At 56.4% G+C, this 22,283-nt stretch carries 16 protein-coding genes; 1 reads left to right on the top strand and 15 read right to left on the bottom strand.

All coding sequences use genetic code 11. The annotated features are described in order from the left end of the window. Positions 1 to 3: 3 nt before the first annotated feature. The 14 genes from rfbF to ACODS9_RS07900 form a co-directional block, all read right to left on the bottom strand. Positions 4 to 777, bottom strand: coding sequence for a glucose-1-phosphate cytidylyltransferase (rfbF, locus tag ACODS9_RS07835; protein ID WP_062573223.1), 774 nt, complete (start codon positions 775 to 777; stop codon positions 4 to 6). Positions 778 to 789: 12 nt separating this feature from the next. Beyond that, positions 790 to 1,779 (bottom strand): FAD-binding oxidoreductase, encoded by a 990-nt coding sequence (locus ACODS9_RS07840; RefSeq protein ID WP_401110155.1) that lies wholly within the window; start codon positions 1,777 to 1,779, stop codon positions 790 to 792. A 485-nt stretch (positions 1,780 to 2,264) separates the two neighbouring features. After that, the gene (locus ACODS9_RS07845; RefSeq protein WP_489093640.1) at positions 2,265 to 3,374 is read right to left on the bottom strand and encodes a glycosyltransferase; all 1,110 of its coding nucleotides are present in this window, start codon (positions 3,372 to 3,374) and stop codon (positions 2,265 to 2,267) included. A gap of 71 nt (positions 3,375 to 3,445) precedes the next feature. Next, positions 3,446 to 4,624, bottom strand: coding sequence for a glycosyltransferase family 4 protein (locus tag ACODS9_RS07850; RefSeq protein WP_401110161.1), 1,179 nt, complete (start codon positions 4,622 to 4,624; stop codon positions 3,446 to 3,448). Further along, positions 4,621 to 5,571: a GDP-mannose 4,6-dehydratase gene (locus ACODS9_RS07855; protein ID WP_489093641.1), complete on the bottom strand. Its 951-nt coding sequence runs from the start codon at positions 5,569 to 5,571 to the stop codon at positions 4,621 to 4,623. Before ACODS9_RS07855 ends, ACODS9_RS07850 begins: the two co-directional genes overlap by 4 nt. A gap of 230 nt (positions 5,572 to 5,801) precedes the next feature. Beyond that, on the bottom strand, positions 5,802 to 6,836 hold the full coding sequence (gene gmd / locus ACODS9_RS07860; protein WP_489093642.1) for a GDP-mannose 4,6-dehydratase: 1,035 nt from the start codon (positions 6,834 to 6,836) through the stop codon (positions 5,802 to 5,804). A gap of 60 nt (positions 6,837 to 6,896) precedes the next feature. Beyond that, a complete protein-coding gene (locus ACODS9_RS07865) occupies positions 6,897 to 7,397 on the bottom strand; it encodes a hypothetical protein (protein ID WP_401110168.1) in 501 nt (166 codons plus the stop codon). Positions 7,398 to 7,573: 176 nt separating this feature from the next. Continuing rightward, positions 7,574 to 10,189: a glycosyltransferase gene (locus ACODS9_RS07870; protein ID WP_489093643.1), complete on the bottom strand. Its 2,616-nt coding sequence runs from the start codon at positions 10,187 to 10,189 to the stop codon at positions 7,574 to 7,576. A gap of 4 nt (positions 10,190 to 10,193) precedes the next feature. Then, positions 10,194 to 12,380, bottom strand: a complete 2,187-nt coding sequence (locus tag ACODS9_RS07875; protein ID WP_489093644.1) for a class I SAM-dependent methyltransferase — start codon at positions 12,378 to 12,380, stop codon at positions 10,194 to 10,196. Between the two features lie 20 nt (positions 12,381 to 12,400). Beyond that, positions 12,401 to 14,197 carry a methyltransferase domain-containing protein gene (locus ACODS9_RS07880; protein WP_489093645.1) on the bottom strand — a complete coding sequence of 599 codons (1,797 nt, stop codon included), beginning with the start codon at positions 14,195 to 14,197 and terminating at the stop codon, positions 12,401 to 12,403. Continuing rightward, positions 14,194 to 15,429 (bottom strand): ABC transporter ATP-binding protein, encoded by a 1,236-nt coding sequence (locus ACODS9_RS07885; protein WP_401110180.1) that lies wholly within the window; start codon positions 15,427 to 15,429, stop codon positions 14,194 to 14,196. The genes ACODS9_RS07880 and ACODS9_RS07885 overlap by 4 nt, the downstream gene beginning before the upstream one ends. Further along, positions 15,426 to 16,220 (bottom strand): ABC transporter permease, encoded by a 795-nt coding sequence (locus ACODS9_RS07890; protein WP_401110183.1) that lies wholly within the window; start codon positions 16,218 to 16,220, stop codon positions 15,426 to 15,428. Before ACODS9_RS07890 ends, ACODS9_RS07885 begins: the two co-directional genes overlap by 4 nt. Next, positions 16,220 to 17,575, bottom strand: coding sequence for a phosphohexomutase domain-containing protein (locus ACODS9_RS07895; protein ID WP_489093646.1), 1,356 nt, complete (start codon positions 17,573 to 17,575; stop codon positions 16,220 to 16,222). The genes ACODS9_RS07890 and ACODS9_RS07895 overlap by 1 nt, the downstream gene beginning before the upstream one ends. 63 nt (positions 17,576 to 17,638) lie before the next feature. After that, the gene (locus tag ACODS9_RS07900; protein WP_489093647.1) at positions 17,639 to 19,084 is read right to left on the bottom strand and encodes a mannose-1-phosphate guanylyltransferase/mannose-6-phosphate isomerase; all 1,446 of its coding nucleotides are present in this window, start codon (positions 19,082 to 19,084) and stop codon (positions 17,639 to 17,641) included. A gap of 498 nt (positions 19,085 to 19,582) precedes the next feature. Between ACODS9_RS07900 and ACODS9_RS07905 the strand changes: the two genes are divergently transcribed. Further along, complete coding sequence (locus ACODS9_RS07905) at positions 19,583 to 20,254, top strand: metallophosphoesterase (RefSeq protein ID WP_489093648.1); 672 nt, start codon at positions 19,583 to 19,585, stop codon at positions 20,252 to 20,254. Between the two features lie 3 nt (positions 20,255 to 20,257). Here ACODS9_RS07905 and ACODS9_RS07910 read toward each other — a convergent pair whose 3' ends face one another. Next, the gene (locus ACODS9_RS07910) at positions 20,258 to 22,243 is read right to left on the bottom strand and encodes a polysaccharide biosynthesis protein (protein ID WP_111531844.1); all 1,986 of its coding nucleotides are present in this window, start codon (positions 22,241 to 22,243) and stop codon (positions 20,258 to 20,260) included. Positions 22,244 to 22,283 lie beyond the last annotated feature (40 nt).

Here is a 22,283-nt window from a genome sequence, read left to right on the forward strand (position 1 = left end):
ATGTCATTCCCAGGATTTCCACGGCGCGGCGCCGCTCTGCCACAGTTTCTCGAGCAGATTCTTGTCGTGTAGGGTGTCCATCGGCTGCCAGAAGCCTGCGTGCTCGAAGGCCATCAGCTGGCCACTTTCAGCGAGCCCCATCAGCGGCTCCTGCTCCCAGACCGTACTGTCGTCTTTCAGGTATTCGAGCACCTGAGGAGACAGCACGAAGAAGCCGCCATTGATCATGGCGCCGTCACCCTTGGGTTTTTCCTTGAAGTTCAGGACCTGGCCATTGCTGATATCCAGCGCGCCGAAACGGCCCGGCGGATAAGTGGCGGTCAGCGTTGCGGCCTTGCCATGACGCTTGTGGAAGGCAATCGTCGCACCGATGTCCATGCTGCCGACACCATCGCCGTAGGTGAAGCAGAAGGCTTCGTCATCGCGAACGTAATCCGCCACCCGACGCAGGCGCCCTCCGGTCATGGAAGTGTCGCCGGTATCGACCAGGGTGACATTCCAGTCTTCGGCGCGCTTGTCGTGAACCTTCATGCGGTTGTCACGCATGTTGAACGTGACATCCGACATGTGCAGGAAGTAGTTCGCGAAATACTCCTTGATCATGTAGCCCTTGTAGCCACAGCAGATGATGAAGTCATTGATGCCGTGGGAGGAGTACATCTTCATGATGTGCCAGAGGATCGGCTTGCCGCCGATCTCTACCATCGGCTTGGGGCGAGTCCCGGTTTCTTCGCTCAAGCGCGTACCGAGGCCGCCTGCCAGAATGACTGCTTTCATGACTGTTCCTTGTTAATTTGAGCTTACGAATGCGTCCGAATGGAAGTGCTTGGCAGGCAGTCCCGCAGCCGTCAATGCCTCCCGCGCGGAATGGATCATCTCTTCCGAGCCGCAGGCGTACACGACCGACCGGGTGAGATCGATGTCATCCTCGAGCAGCGCCGACTGCACGTAACCGGTACGCCCGGTCCACTGTTCATTCGCGCGCGACAGCACCGGAATGAATCGGCCATTGAGGCCCTCGAGTTGCGGAGTCCAGTAGATATCGCCGGGGGTGCGCCCCCCCCAATAGATCAGGATTTCCTTGCCGGCGACCAACGCTGGGTTACCCAGCATCTGCTCCAGCATCGCTTTGACCGGAGCAATCCCGGTGCCGGTGGCGAGGAATACGATGAAGCTGGAGTCCTTGTCTCGCAGGCTGAAGGTACCGAAAGGCCCCTCAAGGCGCAGCAGGTCGTTAGGCTTGGCCCTGCCGAACCAATACTGCGACAGCATGCCCTGGTCGACCTCTCGAATCTGTAACTCCAACTTGCCATCGGCGCGCTGCGCATTGGCGATGGAGTAACTTCGACGCAGGCCGGCATCACCGATGATGTCGAGGTATTGGCCTGGCAAATAACTGAAGTTGCTGTTGGGCGGAACCCTGAGGATGATCTCAACAACATTCTCGGCGAGCCGGACAATCGAATCGATCCGACAGGGAAGCGTCTTGACGACGATATCGCCGAGCGCGCCGAGGTCCTCGGCGTCAATCTCCACATCACCAAGCGCATGGCGACAGCAAGTCAGAATCATGCCAGCCGCAAGTTCCTCGGCAGTCAGCGAGGTTTCGTCCTTGAGCGCTGCGGTCTCTCCACACAGGACCGTGGTCTTGCAAACACCACAACGGCCAGTACGACAACTGTACTCCAGGGTGATGCCCGCAGCCTTGGCACTGTCGAGCAACGACGTACCGGATTCTGAAACGAATGATTTCCCATTCGAAAGTTTTACTGAAGCCATGTGATTACCGGTTTCGAATAGCGAACCATGTTGCCGAGGCTGCCCTGGACGAGCGCCTGAGTTGAGCAGGTTCTGCCTCTGAATGAGAGAATGACCATGGAGTCAAGGAACGTGGAAACAGCGCGCCGAAAAAGTCGACATGACACAACAGAGACATTGGCGTGATGACGCCAAGCCAGACAGGGCGACCGAACTGCAGGCATGGCGGCGCCTTGGAGCGACGCGCCCAAGGTCGATAACCTCAGGACAACGGCTCCAAAAACAACCATCAGATATTTGTCAGATAATCCGTGAATCACGCTGAATGCTTGTCCATGCAAAGTTTCACAAGGTACCGCAATGCCAAGCCGGCCACCTTTGGGGGGCCAATATGATAGCCGAGGCATGGACTATCTGCATCATTCATCTCTGCCGCCTGGCTCAGCCCCTCTGCAAGAGTCCGGAAACCTCGAGACCGACTCGGCAAGCGCAGAACGCCTCGAGCATCAAGCACCCCGGAGCCTGCTATAAAGATCGCCATATGCCTGCCCCATGACCTCCGCTGAGAACACCTGCGAAAATCGTTGCCGAGCAGCCGCACCAAAACGCGCCGCGACCCGTGGTTCATGCCATAGCCGCTCCAGCGCTGCCTTGAGCGCCATTGAGTCGGCAGGCGGAACAACCAACCCTGTCACTTCATGCTGATTGATGAAACTGGTACCCGTACCGATTTCACTACAGATCATCGGCTTGCCGAACATCGCACCTTCAAGCAGGCTTATTCCAAATGCCTCAGAGCGAAGATGCGATGGGAAGACCACCCCATAACACGCATTGAACAAGTTGACCTTTTCCTGCTCGGTCACCTGCCCGATGAAGTGCACGTTGAGCAACCCCAGTCGCTGCGCATCCTCACGCAACGCTTTTTCAATCGGCCCCGCCCCAACAACAACCAGCGGCATATCACTGCCTTTCAATGCCTCGAGCAGAAAATGCAATCCTTTGTAGTAGCGCAACACGCCGACAAAGAGAAAGAACCGCTCGCCGAACTGCTTTTTCAAATTACCCACCGCAGCCTCTTCGACCGCAGGATACAGAGACTCCTGCAGGCCGATAGGAATAGCCAGAGACTTGTCCTTGAAGCGCCGCAAGACACGAGAACTTTCCAGGTAGTTCGGGCTGGTACCGGCAATCGCATCGACGTTACCGAGAAACAGGTTCATCAATGGCCAATACAGCGGCAACATCAAGCGCTGCCGAACGATATCGGAGTGATACGTCACCACACTGGGCTTGCCGACTCGCGTGGCAAAATGAACGAGATCCATGAACGGCCATGGAAAATGGTAATGAACAATATCCGCCTCGGCAGCCAAGCGGGCAAACATCGAGAACGCAGCTGTCGACATACCGGTGGAAGCAAGATTCGCGCTCTCCTTCACCTGAAAAAGCCGATACGTCTTAGTTTCCTGAGGCGCAGCAGGCTCTCGCGCCAGGGAGAGAATCGTGTTCTCGCAGCCCAAGGCCGTAGTCGCATGAGTCAGATGCCTGATGAAATGCTCGACCCCGCCATGCTGGTCGGCCGCGAATGTTTTGTAAAAATGTAAAATCTTCAAGTCGATTCTCTAGGAACAACCCCTGCCCGCATGCTCAGCCGGCTAATGAAAGCGGTGATTACACCCACCCCTCAACCCATGAGCTTGTATACATCCGATGTCTCTCGCGCACATCGCGCCCACGAGAACTGCCCCGCCTGCACCAACCCCTTGCGAATGAACTCGCCACGCAGCGCCTCATCCTCAAGCAAGACTTTCAACGCATCAGACAGTGCCTCGCTTCGACCCGCCTCGAACAAGGAGACAGCCCCCTGAGCAAACTCCGCCATCGAGGTTCCATCCGTGCACACTACCGGCACGCCACTCGCCATTGCCTCCAGCACAGGGAGGCCAAACCCCTCATAGAAAGAGGGGTAGGTGAACACCGCCGCCCCCGAGTAGATGAAGGGCAATTCATCCGCAGCGACAAAGCGCAGGTATTTCATCTCACCACGCGCCTGCAACACCTGCATACGCTCAAGCAAGTCGGCATTCTGCCAACCAGGCGCGCCTGCAATGACCAGCGGATACGCCTGGCGCAACGATACCGGCAGCTGCTCCCAGGCATCCAGAAGCACGGACAGCCCTTTACGCGGCTCTACAGTTCCGATGAACGCCACATAACGACCATGCACCAAACCATGACGCGCCAACACTTGCGCGGTCTGCCGAGGATCACGCGACTGAAAACGCTGGTCAGCCCCCAGATAAATGGCCCGGACCCTATCGGACGCAATACCGAATCGATCAATCAACTCCTGACGGACGATGCCCGAATCGGTAATCAGATAATCGGCCCTGGCCAAGGTACGCGGCAGCTCGCGATTCAACCAGGCCACCCGCTCAGCCGGGTGAAAGTGCGGGTAGTGAATGAACGAAAGGTCGTGAATGGTGGCCACGCAAGGCCCTTCGTGCGGTTTCAGAATAAAATTGGGCTCATGGTAGACAAACGCCCGCCGCTTGGAGGCCTCCCGCCTAAACACCGCATTGCGAACAGCACTGCGCATCCGGTAGGCGAGCGGCAAGCCGCGCACAAAAGAACGCAAGCGCGTCGACAGATCCTGGTTTGTCGATTGACCGGCCGGCGCAACTGACACTGCGGCCGACTGCCTGTCCAGGGTCTGCGCGGCTGTCGACCAGGCAGCACCATCAAAGCAATCGATCGTCGAGGCAAGCGCCTGCGCCTGGAGCTCGCCCAGCAGGTTGAGGGTGTAATTGCCGATGCCAGTCAGCGGCGGACGCAGTGATTCAGTATTGAGCAGCAGCTTCACTGGCCAACACCCACCTTCGCACGCCAATCCGCCAGGAGACCACCCAACGTATCACTGAGAGCATACCCTGGCCGCCAACCCGTAGCATCGAGCATATGACGACTGTCGCCCACGGCAAAAGGGATATCCGAAGGACGCAGGCGCTCAGGATCCAGTTGAATGTCGATATCCATCACACTCTGCTGCAACATCACGTCAAGAACGTCACGAATCTTGGTCGCATGCCCCGAGGCGATGTTGAAGACACGGCTTTGCACGGAAATGTCGGTCAACGCCAGCAGCTGAACGTAGGCCTTACAGACATCACGCACATCCAGAAAGTCGCGACAGGCATCAAGATTGCCCACGCGCATGACCGGCGGCTGAAGCCCCGCCTCAATGTTCGCGACTTGCCGAGCAAACGATGCGGTCACAAAGTCTGGGGATTGGCCTGGGCCGATGTGATTGAACGGCCGTGCAATCGCACCCGGAAAACCCTGGCGCCAATGCTGCTGACAGGCCAGCTCGGCCGCCAGCTTGCTCGCCGCGTAGGGATTCATCGGCAAACAACGACTCTGCTCATCAAGCGCAACGCCGGCCTTGAAGGCTTCGCCATAAACCTCCGAGGAGCTGACAAACAGCACAAAGGCATGGGGAGCATGGTGCTTGACAGCCTCAAGCAGATTAACGGTCCCAAGCACATTCGTGCGCCATGTCAGTTGCGGCTCGCGCAGACTGGTCGGAACGTGAGTCACGGCCGCCAGGTGAACCACCGCATCTGGCTGCACGCGCTTGACCACGCCTGCCAAGGCATCGGCATCAGTAACATCCAGCAGGATGTCATCGGCATGAGCAGGTGCCGAATGACTCGAAGAAGTGCCAATAACCGACCAACCTGCCGAGACCAGATAGGTCCGCAAGACACGCCCGACAAAGCCGTTCGCACCCGTCAACAAAACTTTTTTCATACGTGACTTCCAGATCTGTAGAGGAGGTTTCGATCAGGCGCTCGCGATGCAGAACCCTCGCAGACAACAATCTTGAAGCGATACACCCAGCTCACCAGGGCGATATGGCTTGGCACCCTTGCAGCACATTGACGAGCGTATCGGTATTGCGGCAATGAGCGGCTCCGCAGACACCCCTGAGGGTGCCGCGGACACTAACGCTAGCCCAGCGGGCAACGTCGATGATCGAGTCAGAACGAAAAACCTTGGCTGTTACGAGAGAGATCAGCCTCTACCATCATGCGGCAGAGTTCCTCCAACGTGGTTTTCGGTTCCCAGCCAAGCTTCGCCTTGGCTTTGGCAGGATCACCGATCAGAAGTTCAACTTCGGCAGGACGGTAGAACTTCGGATTAATGGAAACAACAACCTTGCCACTGGCAGCGTCCACGCCCTGTTCCTGCTCGCCGCTTCCAGACCACTCAAGATTCACGTCGACCGCCTTGAAGGCCAGCGAAACGAAGTCACGAACAGTTTCAGTACGGTTGGTGGCCAGCACGAAAGTATCCGGTTCATCCACCTGAAGCATGCGCCACATACCTTCGACGTATTCTTTGGCAAAACCCCAATCACGCTTGGCGTCAAGGTTTCCAAGTTCAAGAACATCGAGCTTGCCCATCTGAATCTTGGCCACCGAGTCAGTAATCTTGCGCGTTACGAACTCACGACCACGCAATGGCGACTCGTGGTTGAACAGGATGCCACTGGTGCCAAAAATACCATAGGACTCACGGTAGTTGATGGTCATCCAGTGGGCATACAGCTTGGCGACACCGTATGGACTGCGTGGATAGAACGGTGTGGTTTCCACTTGCGGAATGGCCTGGACCTTGCCGAACATCTCCGAAGTAGACGCCTGGTAAAATCGTACTTGCGGATTGACAATACGAATGGCTTCCAACAGATTGACCGCGCCCACCCCGGTAATTTCCGCAGTGGTGACCGGTTGCTCAAACGAAACGCCCACAAAACTCTGGGCGGCCAGGTTATAAACCTCAGTGGCCTCGGTTGTTTGTAGCAGTCGGATCGAAGCAGACAGGTCGGTCAGGTCATACTCTACCAAGTGCAGATTGGGGTGCTGGGCTATCCCAAGCTCCTCAATACGCCAAAAGTTTACCGAGCTGGTCCGACGATAGGTGCCATAGACGCAATAACCCTTGTCCAGCAGCAGCTGCGCCAGGTAGGCACCGTCTTGACCAGTGACCCCAGTAACAATGGCCTTCTTCATGAACTCAATTCCTCAATATTAATGCCGGGCCACGCCCCGGAAAGGTACAACCTGCAAGACTTACTCTACGACTACAGTCAGATCCAGCGGCTTGACCTTCCTGTCGGAGAACCAGGAAACCCCTTCCTGAACCAGGCTGACCCTCAGCAGATAGACGCCGCGCTCCTTGGGCGCCAACACCACAGCACCTACCTGAAGCGTCTTACCAGGGGCAACATCCTGGGAGAAAGGCGTTCTCGCGCCATCACGCTGGATCATCTTCTCGTCAACGGAGAGCCAGCTGTAGGCCATGTTGACCGGGCCGCGCGCCGCCGCCGAAGACCAAGTGAACTGGCTGGCATTCTCGACCGTGACCGGCACGACAAACTTGCTGCCAGCCTTGACTTTCCACTTAAGGCGGTCAGCCTTGTACACGGCATGAAAAACATCTTGCGGAGCCTGCACCACAGGCACCGAAGCGCTGGGCTTACTGTCATCACACGCAGAAACTGCAAGAACACAACCCGCACACACCAATGCCTTCAAGACGCTAGGCACAGTAAATGAAAAACTGCTACCCAAACGCTTGCTTCCTGAATTTCCCATACCACACCTAAAATAATGATTTCAAGCCATGCATCCCGCATGCGGGTGATCTTTCATCTTAACATTAATGCATACGCTTAAGAAATCCTGAGCACGTCACGTGCGGCGTGAAGAGGGCATCTCGCCCTTCACACCACACGCCCGGCATCGACTCAAACAGCTTGTAACGTAGCGCGCCAGGGGAAAACCAGAACAGACGCAGTGGTAACTTCCGTGCCCTCCCCCTGCAAAAAGACAGTCAGCCGATATTCCCCGGCCTCGCCAGGCATCTTGATTTTCAGCGGTGAGCGCGGCGATATCACCTGAATATCCCGACTCCCATCGACCACGACTTGATTACCGCTGTAGATGCGATAGCCGACATCCGACATGGCTTCGGTGACCTTGATATCGACCCAGAGCCCAGGCAGTCCCGCCAGCACATTATCGCCTTCCGCACTCAGCACGATCGGCTTGGCAACCCCTCCGAGCAGGCGCTGGGCATGGTACTTGTCGTACGCGGCCGCATAATCGAGAAGCCCCCGCAAAGGATCATTGGCCGAGCCGTTACCCGGGTAATAGTTCATGTAATGAACTTCTTCGGTAAACCAGCCAGGCACCCACGAGGAGTAGTCCTCCGGCCAGTTCAATGTGGTGACCGGCCGAACGGAAAATCGATTGCTGTAACGATTTGCACAGACGTTGAAGTACAGCGACCATTCATCGACGCCGCCACCGACACAGTTGGAGTATTCACTATAAACCTCCTGCACCAGTGCCTTCTCGATAATTTGTGGTTGGTGCGCCGAGAACGACTTGTCACTATAGTGGTGCGCACGTAGCAGTTCAGCTGTCCGCCACTGTCCCTGATCATAGGACGTCACGCCGAATGGACTGGCATTCCAGGCGAACATCGAACCATAGTAATAGTAGGCGTTGTACTTTCCATCTGCCGCATAGTGCCCAGCAGACAAAGACCGCAATAGAATCGCATCATCGTCCAGCGACAGGAATACAGCGTCAATCACGGCATTGCCATACAAGCGCTTGCGCAACTGGAAGTTTCGCTCCTGATGGTCGACAGGTATCGCCTCCCCCGGAAACAGATCCTCATCGCACAACACAACCCCTTCCACCCCTAGCGAAGCGAGTACTGATTCGACCTGCTCTTTCATCGCTTCACTGGTCAGCACCACTACACGACCAGCGTGACCGAGTTTCCTGAAAGAGACCAGCGATCGCAACAACGATTCAGGACGGATGGAGATATACACCAACTGGACTTGCCGCCAATCGATGTGTAACTGCGCGTGCGGCAGATAAGCTGCAGCCACTTCGCTTACCTTGGTAATCGCGTCTGCCCAGACCGGCGCCTGGAAATAGCCTGCACTGTCCTTCAGACGCTTGTATTGCTCCGGCTCGCCAACCAGAGCGTCCAAGGTGTTTGCCAAGCCAGCCTCATCGCGCAAGCGGAAACTCAATGTGTGCCCGCGACCAACCTCCTCCAGCGCCCCACCATCACTGGTCACCACCGCACAACCGTAGGAAAGCGCCTCCAGCACAGGCAGACCATAACCTTCGTAATGGGCGACCGAGACATAGAGATAGCAGGTCTCGTAGAGATACTTGAGCACGCCGTCTGTCGCGTTCTTCAGCCACAGCAGAGCACCTGCCGCCTCTGCAGCCTCCAGGCTTTCTATGACCTCGTCACGCTCCCAACCCTTCTTGCCAACCAGTACGACTTTCAGACCCAGCCGATGGAAATGGTCAAGGTTGCGCAGGAGCATCGAGTAGTTTTTCCGCGGCTCGACCGTCCCCACAAACAACGCGAAGCGCTCCCGGGCAAATGCCCGAACATCTTCCGGCACAAGCTCGTCATCCGCCTGCAACGCTGAAAAAACATTCCCCAAGGGCATGACCGTCGTTGGCGCGCAACGCCCGTTAAGACGGTTTGCGATCGCGATGTAATCCTTCTGCACCGCCTCCGAAATACAGAGGAACTTGTCTGAGAAGTTGGATACCGCGAAGAAGTGCTCAAGGAAACGCAGCACGGTAATCGGGTGGGAGTACATGGGGAACAGAATCGGAGCTGCATCGTAGTGAATATTCAGGATGCGAACGCCGGCCTGCCTCAGCTGCTGGTACAGCGGCCAACGCGAGACCGCATCCCCCCACGAACCATCAACATCAAAGTACAGATCTCCCCGCGCAAAGCAGACCGGCTCGACATCGCTCAACTCGACGAACTCATCGTCGCTCAGCGCGACACGCTTGAATGCCTTGCCCTCTCGGCAATAGGCGATGTAATGCACGCCTTCAAGCGTGCTGCCCCCCAGTTCCCGACACAACTCCCTGACCACACGCTGAATACCCGTCCGTGCCCGGGTGGTCTTGGTATTACTGACATCCAGGTAGATACGCGGCGCCGCATGCGCATTCGACTCCAAGCGCAGAGTAATGTCACAGCGCCCGAGCAGCGAATACTCTTCCGAGCGCAGGATTGCAGCCTGGCAGTACTCAACCAGCCCGGCTCGCTCGCGGACACAAAGACGCTCAATTGCTCCAGGATCTGCCAGACGGCGCAGGTAGTAGTAGTACACCAGGTGGACAACTTCTTCCTTGTCACTGACCTGGGACAATCCAAGATGATCAAACGGCTGACCACAGAAGATCGCAGCCACTGCATCTACTGCCGCCTCCGACCACGAGAAAAAACCTATCTCAGTGCGCGGTTTGCAATTGTCGCCCGCCAGGCGAAAAAGCGCCTTGGCGTTGTCCTTGAATTCCATTACTTCACTTCTCGCTAGAGTCATCTATCGTTTTTCTATACGCCCGCGCCAGGCCTGAACGTCCCGCGCCACCAGTTTTAAGGGCAAATGAATCCATCAAACGCGTATTCGAGGCGGCATGAAAATCGATGTCGCTTTCTTCCCGGCGCGCCTGCACATTCTGCGGACCTTGCTGAACCTCACCACTTGAACCCACTGCAACCACCGGTTGCACTGCCTGCTCTGCAACACCTGCGCCATCAATCGCGTCTGCGATTGACGACTCAGCGCGCACGTCCAGCTGAAACGCCCTGTTTATCGCAAATGCCCGAAGGTGCGCGTGCAAACGCGGCAATCGCCTGAGTTGGCGACTGACCACCTGACGCAAGCCCGGACGGGACAGCACAAAAGAGATCATCCCCGTTACCAGCGGCCGAAACATCGCTTTCAGCAGCCTGACCGGCAACCTCAGCAGCCAGCGCACAGCAAGGGACACACCACGCAGCGGCGACGAAATACGCCATGAGGTGCTGCCCAACAATGCCTGAATCCGTGCCTGATGTGCATTTGCCTGCAATGACAGTTGCTCTGAAGCCGCCAATGAAGCCAACAGGCTGGCCTGCGAATGCCTCAGCTCGCCTTCCAGTTGCGCGCTATGCTGGAGCAATTCTTTCAACTGATTGGCCGTCATCTCGGTCCGTTGCTCACCACCAGCGAGACGACTTTCCAGATCGGCTACATGCAGGTTGCATTGATGCAACTCATCCTGAAACCGGAGAATTTCAGCTTGACGCTGCAACTCGGCTCGCTCGGCCTGAGCCACGCCATCGAGGGCACCATGCAGCTCCGCCTCAAGCGATTCGCGCTCTCTGATCAAGGCATCGCGCTCACCAGTCAGCGCCTCGGCCAGGCTTTCTTGTTCACTGACTCGCTGAAGCAGCGTATCCCCACGAGCCCGCTCAAGCTCCAGCATCTCCGTCGAACTGGCCTGCTGCTGCCGCGCCGCCTGGACATCGAGTTGCAACCTCTGTTGCTCCTTGAATGCCGTCAACAGCTCTGCCGTGACCTGCTGCAACTGCACCTGGTAGACCTCGGCACTGGCTTGAGACTTGGCTTGCAGCCCCTCCGCCTTGGCCGCTCGCGCCAACTGATCGTGCAAGGCCAGCTCGGAATTCTGGTAACGAATTTCCGCATGCCGAAGGCTGTTCAATGTTTCCTGTAACTGCAAACGCAGATGATGTGCCAATGCCTCCCCCTGAAGCGCATCCACATCCACATTCAAATGATGGGTAATGGATTGCAACGCGGCACTTGTCGCAGCGCCAACGCCCTCAGCCGGAGAAACAGCATGACTTGCGGTATCCATTAGTGCTGCCGACTTCCCTTGTAATCGTGTTATGTATTGGCTCAATGAACTGCACAACGCTATGGTTTTATCAACTTTCCCTTCAAGATCGGTGAAGCGTGAACCCTGGCGATGCTCATAGCGCTCCACAAGCGTCCCGAGCCCTACGCCATAGTTTGCAGAAAACACCTCATCAAAGAGATCGAGCTGAGCAGCCTCCCCTTGCTTTTGCGCAACAATCGCATAGTCCGGGCTTACTCCCCCTAAGACCGTCGACAAACTGATATCCTTCGCCACATCCAGCCCTGCGGCCTCTTGCAAGCGAAGCAACTTTGAGCGAGCAAATCCGCTGTACTCGGTTAAAAAACCCAACAGCAAATGGGGAATCGGGCGCTCATGGGTGGGGTCAAGGTAGAAGTTGTTGGTCCCCACCACAATATTTTCTGCATTGGGCGTTTCAAGAATAAGCAAACCCGCAGGCTTCAGCACTCGCAACGCTTCAGCCACCAGCACTTGCAAGCTGGCAAATGGTAGATGCTCGGCTATATGAAAACCCGATACCATCACCTGACTCTCATCGGGCAAGGCTTTCAGTTTTTCCAGCACATCACACCGCTCGGTCGGCAAGCCCAATGCATCACATACCTCGAGCATCCCCTCGTCGAGGTCCACCCCCAACGACCGGAAGCCCTGCTCCTGGAGCAGTTCCAGCCACTCTCCCCGACCGCAACCGAGATCCAGAGCCGCACACTCGCTATACAGCGACTGTAAAGGTGCTATGAAACCGCGATATACCTGAAGGCGCTCTTTAATCAGCTCTCGGGAACCACGATAGCGATCCTCAAATGCTCGGTAAAAACTCGGCATGCGTAAATTCTCCTCAATGATCAATCTTTTACGACAATCTTGACCATCGAGTACTGTGAAAGTTTCTGATCATACCAGCGGCGAGATTCCTGAACCGACGCCAACTGCAAGAAATACACACCCGCCTGCTGCGGCGCTTTGACATCCAGATTATAAGTACGCGCATCACCCGCCAACAAGGCTGGCTGCAAGGGCGTTCTTGCCCCCTCGAACGCTACGACCTGTCCCTGTTCGTCACATACGTGATAGCTCAAATTAACTGGAAACGGCTGAATACTGGCGAGACGGATATTGGTGAGATTACTAACCTGCACCGGACACTCGAAGCGCTGCCCTTTTTCAACCAAAAACTCAGACTCAAGCGGCTTGAGCTCGACAATATCCTGACAATCCGCAGGCAACGCGGACATCACAAATGCAGACTTCAACCTATCCTTATCAATGGGCTTATGCGAAGCGATAGCAAATATACTCGTAGACTTCTTGAAGTCACTCAAACCAAATTTCTTGAGCAAGCTTCCACCCGCACCACCGTCAGCAAACCACACCAGCACATGCGGAAACGACTTTTCCAACTGTGCTTTGAGCACCCGCGGGTTCTGCTCATTGATATGCATAAGTCGCTCATACCAAGTTCGACGTATTCTCGGCTGCCAGAAGCCTGCCGCTACGGCTTTGCGCTGTTCTTGTGGATGCAAGTATTCGTAATTCCAACCATTTGGAGCAGTGTGCACAACCAGCGAGCCTTGGTTTTTTTCCAATCGCTGGCTGACAAGCGCATACAGTGCCTCGTTTTCAGCTGGACTGAGGTGCTCGACTATGTCAGCCGCCACCGCCAGGTCGTAATCACCGTCATAGGCACTCGGCTCGAGCACACTTCCGCAGACAACGCTGACATTGCTTGTCGACTTTTGAACATCCGCCAATGTCTGGCTGATCAACGAACAGGCATCAGCCGAGTAATCGATTGCCGTGACTTCTGCTCCCAACTCATGGAACAGGCGCGTCAGCTCGCCGCGACCTGCACCCAAATCCACCACCTTGCCCGGCCTGCCAAATACCAAAGCGGCATCGGCGACGGCCTGCAAGCGGCTATCGATGGCCGCTCCCTTGCTTCGACGCCACTGTGAAAACCCACCACAATCATTCAGGTAGTAGTCCTTGGTATACGCCGTCGCCAGTGGAACGCTCGAATCACTGCCGACCTTGGGTATCTCCGAGACATCCAGATTCGTACGGATCAACAACTCACCCGCATAACCTGGAATGATCAGTACCGAGTGCACGGCCGCCTTGTTCAACCACAACCACTCATTAACCGATTGGAAGTTTTCACGCGACCACTGATAACCATCGACGAGAATGTACCGCCCCTGCACCACTGCCAGATCCAGATCGCGATAAGTACCATTCCCATCCTGCTGGCCATCGACGTGGATAAGGTCGTAGTACCCGCCGGGGAATGCCTGCAAGGACTGTGTGTTCAACGAGCGCAGATCAACATTGAAACCCGAGGCCTTGAGGTTCTGCTCGGCCCAGGCCAATGCCCCCTGACTTCCCCCAAAGGTATCGAGGTCAGCATCGAGCCCCACCAGCTGCGCATCAGGGCAGGCATCCAGGAAGGCACGCGCCGAATAGCCATAACGCACACCGATTTCAAGTATGCGCTCGGGACGTATTGCCTTGGCAATGGACCACTTGACGCGATAATAGTCCACCCACTCATCGAACAGATGCCGCAGAGGATCCGCCGGATTTGCATGCGACCTGAAGTCATAAGTGGACAAACTATGAAAACTTGAAATCAAATCAATCATGAAAAACTGACCTCCGGTCGGATATCAACCATTCCACTCCAACCCGGAACGGAACCCGCCAACACTTCAAACACCAGCATTGACTGATCGAAAAATAGCGGAATTCTGAACGAGCCACGGTCGTAGCCACCATCAGCCACGCCCACCATCAACTCATAGGTATCAGGGTAGAGAAGACAGTCGAAGCTGAAATCGACAGACAGCCGCTCCCCCTGCTGAACCGGCCGCAACTTGCCACCCAGGGTGTAAGTGTTGGTTTCATAAATCACGATGCCGGACTTCGTGCGAATACCAAACCCCACGTGCGGATCCTGCCAGTCGCTCGCGAACTCGGTAGTGATGCTCACCGTCATTCTGGAGCCCATCTGCAGATACCCATGTTCACAGGTAATATTCACACTCACAGGCCCCGAGGCCTTGTCGACGACAACGAACTTGGCGTCACGATGATCGTGAAGCGCCTGATCGGCAATCAACGCTGACTCGGCCTCTTCGTCCACGGCGGTGCCCATGACCATTGCCGCCTGGTAGTAATCCATCACACTGGCTGCATCACCGATCTTTTCAATGGCACCATCCTTGATGTAGATACCCCGCTGGCAGAACATCCGTATGGTGTCGGGCGCATGCGATACCAGCAACAGACTCATTCCTTCCTGTTGATAGCGCCTGATACGCTGCATGCACTTGTGCTGGAAGCGGGCATCGCCCACCGACAACGCTTCATCGACAATAAGAATATCGGGGCGAAATGCCGTTGCAACGGAGAATGCCACTCGAACTTGCATTCCGCTCGAGTAGGTCCTCACCGGCTCGTCGAAATACGTTCCGATTTCTGCAAATGCCTCGATCTCACCAATGACACTATCGATTTGCTGACGGCCGAATCCCATCAGGCCGCCAGCGTGGTAGACGTTCTGCCGACCTGTCAGCTCCGGATTGAAGCCCATGCCCAGTTCGAGAATGGCGGCGATGCGCCCGCCAACCTGAACACTCCCCTGAGTGGGCTGCAACGTTCCGGTGATCATCTTGAGCAAGGTGGACTTGCCCGCACCATTTTGCCCGACGATGCCCACCGCCTCCCCACGCTCGATAGAGAAGCTGATGCCTTTCAATACCCAGTGCTCTTCGCTGGGTCTTACCGGCAAGTAGAACCAGCGAGCAATGCGCTGCCACTCGGAGCGATAGCTACGGTAGGCCTTTCCCAGGTTGGTGACTCTCAGCAGCGTCATAGCGCATCCACCATTTCCGCAGATGCACGACGGAACAGAAACAAGCCCATCAGGAGCAGGCCAATCGAAACCATCGCGATAATCGCCACGGCTTGCAGATCTGGTGTCCGGCCGTAGACCAGCACATCGTGATAAGCGGTCACAATGGCAAACATGGGATTGAACACGACCAGCGACTTGAGCTGGTCTGGGATGATGCCAACTGGATAGGTGATCGGCGTCAGCCAGAACCAGGCCTGGAGGATGATCGGCACAACCTGACCGACATCTCGGACAAATACATTAAGCACGCCGAAGATAAGACCAATCCCCAGTGACAGGGCCACAAGTGCAAGCGTCAGCGGCAGCAGCCAGGCAACGGCAATACTGGCAGAATGCCCCAGTAGCGCAAACACCAGAAGCAGGGCTAGAAACAGCAAGGTGTAGTTAAGCAGGCTTGACCCCACGACAATCGCAGGCAAGGTGATTCGGGGAAAACTGATCTTTTTCATCAGGTTTCCCTTATCAATGAACAGTGTCAAGCAGCGGGTGATGACCTCGGCAAACAGGCTCCAGGCAAGGATCCCGGACATCAGATAGAGGGCGTAGACAAATTTGTTGTCGACCCCTGGCAACCTGGCAGACAGCACACTGGACAACACCAAAGCAAAAATGGCCACTTGCGCCAGCGGATGGATGACCATCCACAGCCCACCCAATCGACTGCGTGCGAACCGCGCGACAAACTCATTGCGGATAGAGGAAAAGACGAATCCTCTGTAACTGATGAGACTTCTTAACAATGCAAACATCAGCACTCCTGAATAAGCCGTGCAATCTCAGCAGTTTTTTGCTGCAGCAGTGCCTGGTCAGCACGCGTCTCTATGTTCAATCGCAACAACGGCTCGGTATTCGACCCCCGTACGTTAAACCGCCACGCTTCAAATTCAAGCGCCACACCGTCAGTTTCATCTACGTGCAAGGCGTCCGCAGCATAGTGCTCACGCAAGCGTCGAATGGTCCCTGCGACATCCGACACCTGATAGTTGATCTCACCACTGCAAGGAAACTGTGCGATATACGCATCCACCAGTTCCGCCAGGGTCTTGCCCGTCTCGCAGAGCAAGGCGCAGATCAACAACCAGGGGATCATGCCGCTATCACAATAGAAGAAATCACGGAAATAATGATGGGCACTCATCTCCCCACCATAAATCGCGTCTTCGCTACGCATGCGCTCTTTGATAAAAGCATGCCCGGTCTTGCATTGAACAGGGTCACCCCCTGCCCCCCGAACGGCCTCAATGGTGTTCCAGGTCAAACGCGGGTCATGAACAATCTTACTTCCAGGATTGCTTCGCAAGAGCATTTGCGCGAGCAATGCAACCAGATAGTAACCCTCGATAAATCGGCCATTGGCATCAAAGAAGAAACAACGGTCAAAATCACCATCCCAAGCCAAGGCCAGATCACACCCGCTGGCAAGCAATGCCTCGCGGGTGGACGCCCGGTTTTCCGGGAGCAACGGATTGGGCACGCCCTGAGGAAAGTGGCCATCAGGTACACCATTGATCATTACCCACTCGAAGGGCAACGCTTTCTGGAGCGCTGAAATCACAGGGCCTGCGGCGCCGTTGCCGGGATTGGCCAGAATTTTCAAGGGCTTGAGCCTGGCGCCATCCACGTATCCAAGAAGGTGTTGCAGATATGCCGTTTTATCCAACCGCTCGACGACATCTCCCGTCCTCTGCGAAACGGCGTCGAACCGATCACGCTCCACACGCATCCTGATCGCCGACAACCCCGTATCACCACTGATCGGGCGCGCCCCTTCACGGACAAGTTTCATCCCGTTATAGCCCTTGGGATTATGACTTGCCGTGACCATCACCCCACCGGAGACCGCGTAATGACTGGTGGCGAAATACACTTCTTCGGTACCGCACAGACCGATGTCAATGACATTAGCACCGGCATCGGTAATGCCTCGAATCAACGCACCGGCAATGGCAGGGCTTTCAAGCCGCATATCGCGCCCAACGACGTAACAGCTCCCCTTCAGCTCGGAAACCAGCGCCCGACCAATACGATAGGCAATCTCGTCATTCAACTGCTCGGGTACTTTCCCGCGAATATCATACGCCTTGAAACAGCTCAAGGTAGTCATACCATCAATCCCCGTCAGGCCCACAACACCCGCAATGGGTTCGGGGTACTTAAAACTGTCTTGTTAGCCGCTCACACGCCCATAGATGTCCTGAAAACGCACGATGTCATCCTCACCCAGATAGTCGCCGCTCTGGACCTCGATCATGACCAGGTCTATGACACCGGGATTCTCCAATCGGTGCTTGTGCCCCGCCCGAATGAACGTGGACTCGTTGGTGTTGAGCATCAATTCCTGTTCATTGTTGATCACCCGCGCCATGCCGCTGACAACGATCCAATGTTCGCTGCGATGGTGGTGCATCTGCAGCGACAGCGAAGCCTGTGGCTTGACCACAATACGCTTGATCTTGAACCGCTCACCCTCCTCCAAGGTAGTGTATGTCCCCCAAGGACGGTGGACAGTCTGGTGCAGCTTGTGCGCCTCGTGGTTCCGCGATTTGAGTTGCGTCACGATGTGCTTCACATCCTGAGCATGATCCTTGTGGGCGACCAGAACGGCGTCGGGAGTATCGATCACGATAAGATCCTTGACACCCACCAACGCAGCAAGACGCTCATTACTGAGGACGAAGTTGTTACGCGCTTCGTGAATTAGTACTTCGCCCGTCAGGCGGTTCCCGGATTCATCCGATGCAGCCAGATCACACATCGCACTCCAGGAGCCGATATCACTCCAGCCGATATCACAAGGAACGGTGGCGACCTTGTCGGAGTGCTCCATCAAGGCATTGTCGATGGAGATATCCGGCACATTTGCAAAGAGCTCGGGGTTCAACGACAGCGCCCGCGTACGCCCCCCCTCCTCAAGTACCTTGCTCCCAGCGATACAAGCCCTTACCGCGGCCGTGACGTCGGGGGCGTGACATTCCATTTCGTTGATCAGAGTTCCCGCGCTGAAGCAGAAAATGCCCGAGTTCCAGAGATACTCGCCAGACGCCACATAGTTCTGCGCGGTATCGAGATCCGGCTTTTCCACGAAGCGCTTTACCATCGCCCCGCCTTCCAGTGGCTGGCTACTGTCCAGGTGTATGTAGCCATAACCGGTTTCCGGATACTCCGGCGCAATTCCGAAGGTGACCAACCAGCCCTCGGCTGCAAGTTTCAAAGCACGATCCACCGCTGCGGCGAACTCGCTCTGCTTTTCGATCAGGTGGTCGGCCGGCATCACCAACATCAAAGTTTGCGAGCCGTGGGCCTCCGCCAGCTCGTAAGCTGCAGTAACCACCGCAGCAGCCGTATTGCGCCCAAATGGCTCAAGCACATAACCTAATGTGGTGCCCTCAGCACTGACGTGGTTGTACTCATCAGTGGTTTTGAAGTAGAGATCGCGATTGGTGACCGTCAGAACACTGTCAACGCCCGGAAGCCCTGCCGCACGAATGAAGGTTTTGCGGATCAGGTTGCTTCCGTCAGGAAGGGGGATGAATGGCTTGGGATGGGCTGCACGCGATACTGGCCACAGACGAGCGCCTGAGCCACCACAGATAATGACAGGGACGACTTTCACGCGGGGATAATCCTTTAATTCCGCCTGAAGACCATGTTGTTGGCCGGGACGTGGCCAACATCCTCCGTCATCCACAAAATCCAAACCCAGCAACAGATGTTTCAGGACATTTCAAGGTAAAAAGTTAACTCATGGACTGTAACATTACTCGTGCATGCCCGGCAAACATGCGCCCTCTGAGCAACACGGAGATTTTGACGCGCCGCCTTGACCTCTGCCGACATGACTCCATGTAGAACGCTCAGCTTGTGGATGATGAACTCTACAAATCCTGAGCGATACGAACACTTCCCTACCTGCTCTCCAATTTTCTAGCCGCTGCAGCCCCCAGCGACAGCTCATCCCCCCTCAAAAAGCCTCCACAACCCTGGCGCTCCTGATAAGCTCGCGCCTGATACCTCTTGACCGTTTTCCCCACCGAGCATTGACGTGCGCTTCCCAGACCCGCCTCCCGCAATCAAATCTATTGCCGCGAATCTCCATGGACGGGATTTTGTCGTGGGTGATATCCACGGTCACTTCGAGCTTTTGGAGAGATTGCTGGCCGAAGTCGATTTCGATACGAGCACTGACCGACTGTTTTCCACTGGTGACCTTGTCGATCGGGGACCTTTTTCCGAACAGGCGCAGAGCTGGATGGCGCACCCCTGGTTCCATGCAGTACGTGGCAATCATGAACAGATGGCCATCGACTGTGCCGCCGGTGTCGGAGACCCGGGACGACATGCGCGCAATGGGGGGACGTGGTTTCATCAGCTTTCGCTACAGGAACAGCAAAGCCAGGCGAAGGCTTTCAGTACACTACCCCTGGCAATCGAAGTAAAACTCAGGGACGGCCAGGCCATCGGCATCATCCATGCCGAGTTGCCGGAAGCCGGATCGTGTGCCGACTGGAAAACCTCCCTCGCACTCTTGAACAGCAACGACCTGCAGGCACGTCGAAACGCCCAGACCCAGGCGCTCTATGCCAGGAATCGCATCACAGCGCTGGACACCCGCCGCGTTCACGGGGTAGACCGCCTGTACGTCGGCCATTCGACGGTGCCGCAGGTACTACGCCTGGGAAATGTGGTCTACATCGACACGGGCTGCTCATTTTCCGATGGCGCGCTGACACTCATCGAGCTGGGGCAAGAGCGGATTACCACCTGCCGCCTCAGCGACCTTTAAAGCTCAAGGCTCCCGACGGCGTTGCAAGTAGATCCAGTCGACGATCTCGCCATCGGGATTGTAGCCGCTGACCATCTCCCGCAACTGCTGCCTGACCATCGCGTAGTCATCGGACGAAATCGCATCGAGCAAGACCGCCATTCGCGACTTGAGTGACTCCCAGTCCAGATAGTCTTCCTGAGCGCTCATGATCATCGGGTGACGGGTGGAAACCACATCGTCACCGATCAGCAATTCTTCATAGAGCTTTTCGCCTGGTCGCAAACCAGTGAACTCTATTGGAATATCGCCGTGTGGGTTGGCTTCGGAGCGCACGCTCAGACCAGACAGATGAATCATCTTCTCCGCGAGTTCGACGATCTTCACCGGCTCGCCCATGTCGAGCACGAACACATCGCCGCCCTGCCCCATGGACCCAGCCTGAATCACCAGCTGCGCAGCCTCGGGTATGGTCATGAAGTAACGCGTTATTTTCGGGTGGGTCACCGTGAGTGGACCGCCCGCCTTGATCTGCTGATGGAACAAGGGAATGACCGAGCCCGACGAGCCAAGCACATTGCCGAAGCGCACCATGGTGAACCGGGTCTTGTTGACCCTGGAAACGTTGCCTGGGTCATTGAACAGCACCGGCGCCAGCTCACGACTCAACGCCTGCAGCACCATCTCGGCCAGGCGCTTGGTACTGCCCATGACGTTGGTCGGCCGAACCGCCTTGTCGGTGGAAATCAGCACAAAGTTGGCCACACCGGATTGCAAGGCAGCCTGTGCGGTATTCAGCGTGCCGATCACGTTGTTCAGGACACCCTCGGCAATATTGTGCTCGACCATCGGCACATGCTTGTAGGCTGCCGCATGGTAGACGGTCTCGACGCGCCAGGTGGACATCACGTCCAGCAGCTGCGCGGCATTGCGCACGGAGCCCAGGATCGGCAGGACCCGAGTCGGCAACGAGCCGCGGCGGATGCTTTTCTCAAGCTCGCTGAGAATGCTGTAGAGATTGAACTCACTGTGCTCGAGCAACAACAAGGTACTGGGCTGAAGCCTCAGGATCTGCCGGCACAGTTCCGAACCGATCGAACCACCGGCCCCCGTGACCAGAACCACCTTGCCTTTCACGCAGTGCTCGAGCAGGTCGGCCTGTGCCGGGACAGCGTCTCGGCCCAACAGGTCGGCGATATCCACTTCCTGCAGGTCGTCGACCTTGACCCGGCCACTGGCCAGGTCCATGAACCCCGGCACGCTGCGCACGTGCAGCGGATAGCCTTCGAGCAGTCCAAGAATCTCGCGCCGGCGCATGCGATTGACCGAAGGTATGGCCAGCAACAATTCCTGGGCCCCAGTGACATCGATCATGCGCTGGATCTGCTCGGGACGATAGACATGCAAGCCCGCGATCACCCGATCGGCGATGCTGCTGTCATCATCGATGAACGCCACAGGTCGCATCACCTTGCCCATGCGCAGCGCCGCAACCAGCTGATTGCCTGCGCTGCCGGCGCCATAGATGGCCACTTTGGGCAAACCATCATCACGATTGCTGAAGGGCATGTGCTGCGAGGCGAAGAACCAGTCCCCCATGAAGTACTGACGCATGGCCAGGCGCAACCCGCCCACCAGCACCAGGCTCAACCACCAGTAGTTGAAGATGATGGAGCGCGGCACCAGGTACTGATGGTTGGCGGACCAGTACACGATGACTCCCAGGATCAGCGACGAGAGCGTCACGGCCTTGATGATGACGATCAACGCGTCATTGCCGAAATAGCGCATCACCGCGCGATACATGCCGAAGCGGATGAACAATGGAATCGATACCAGTGGCACGCAGACGAACAGCCACACGTGATCACGAAATGGCGCAGCGTACTCGTCGATCCCCAGGCGAACGACAAACGCAAGCCACAGGGCTACCCACACGAGCACGACATCGGCCAACACCTGCACCAGCCGCTTCTTCGCTCGCGGCAACCCCAGCAGCGACGTCCGCATTCTTTCCCATCCCCTTCCTACCACGGTACCGCTCCTCATC

The organism is Pseudomonas sp. FG36 (assembly GCF_057809275.1).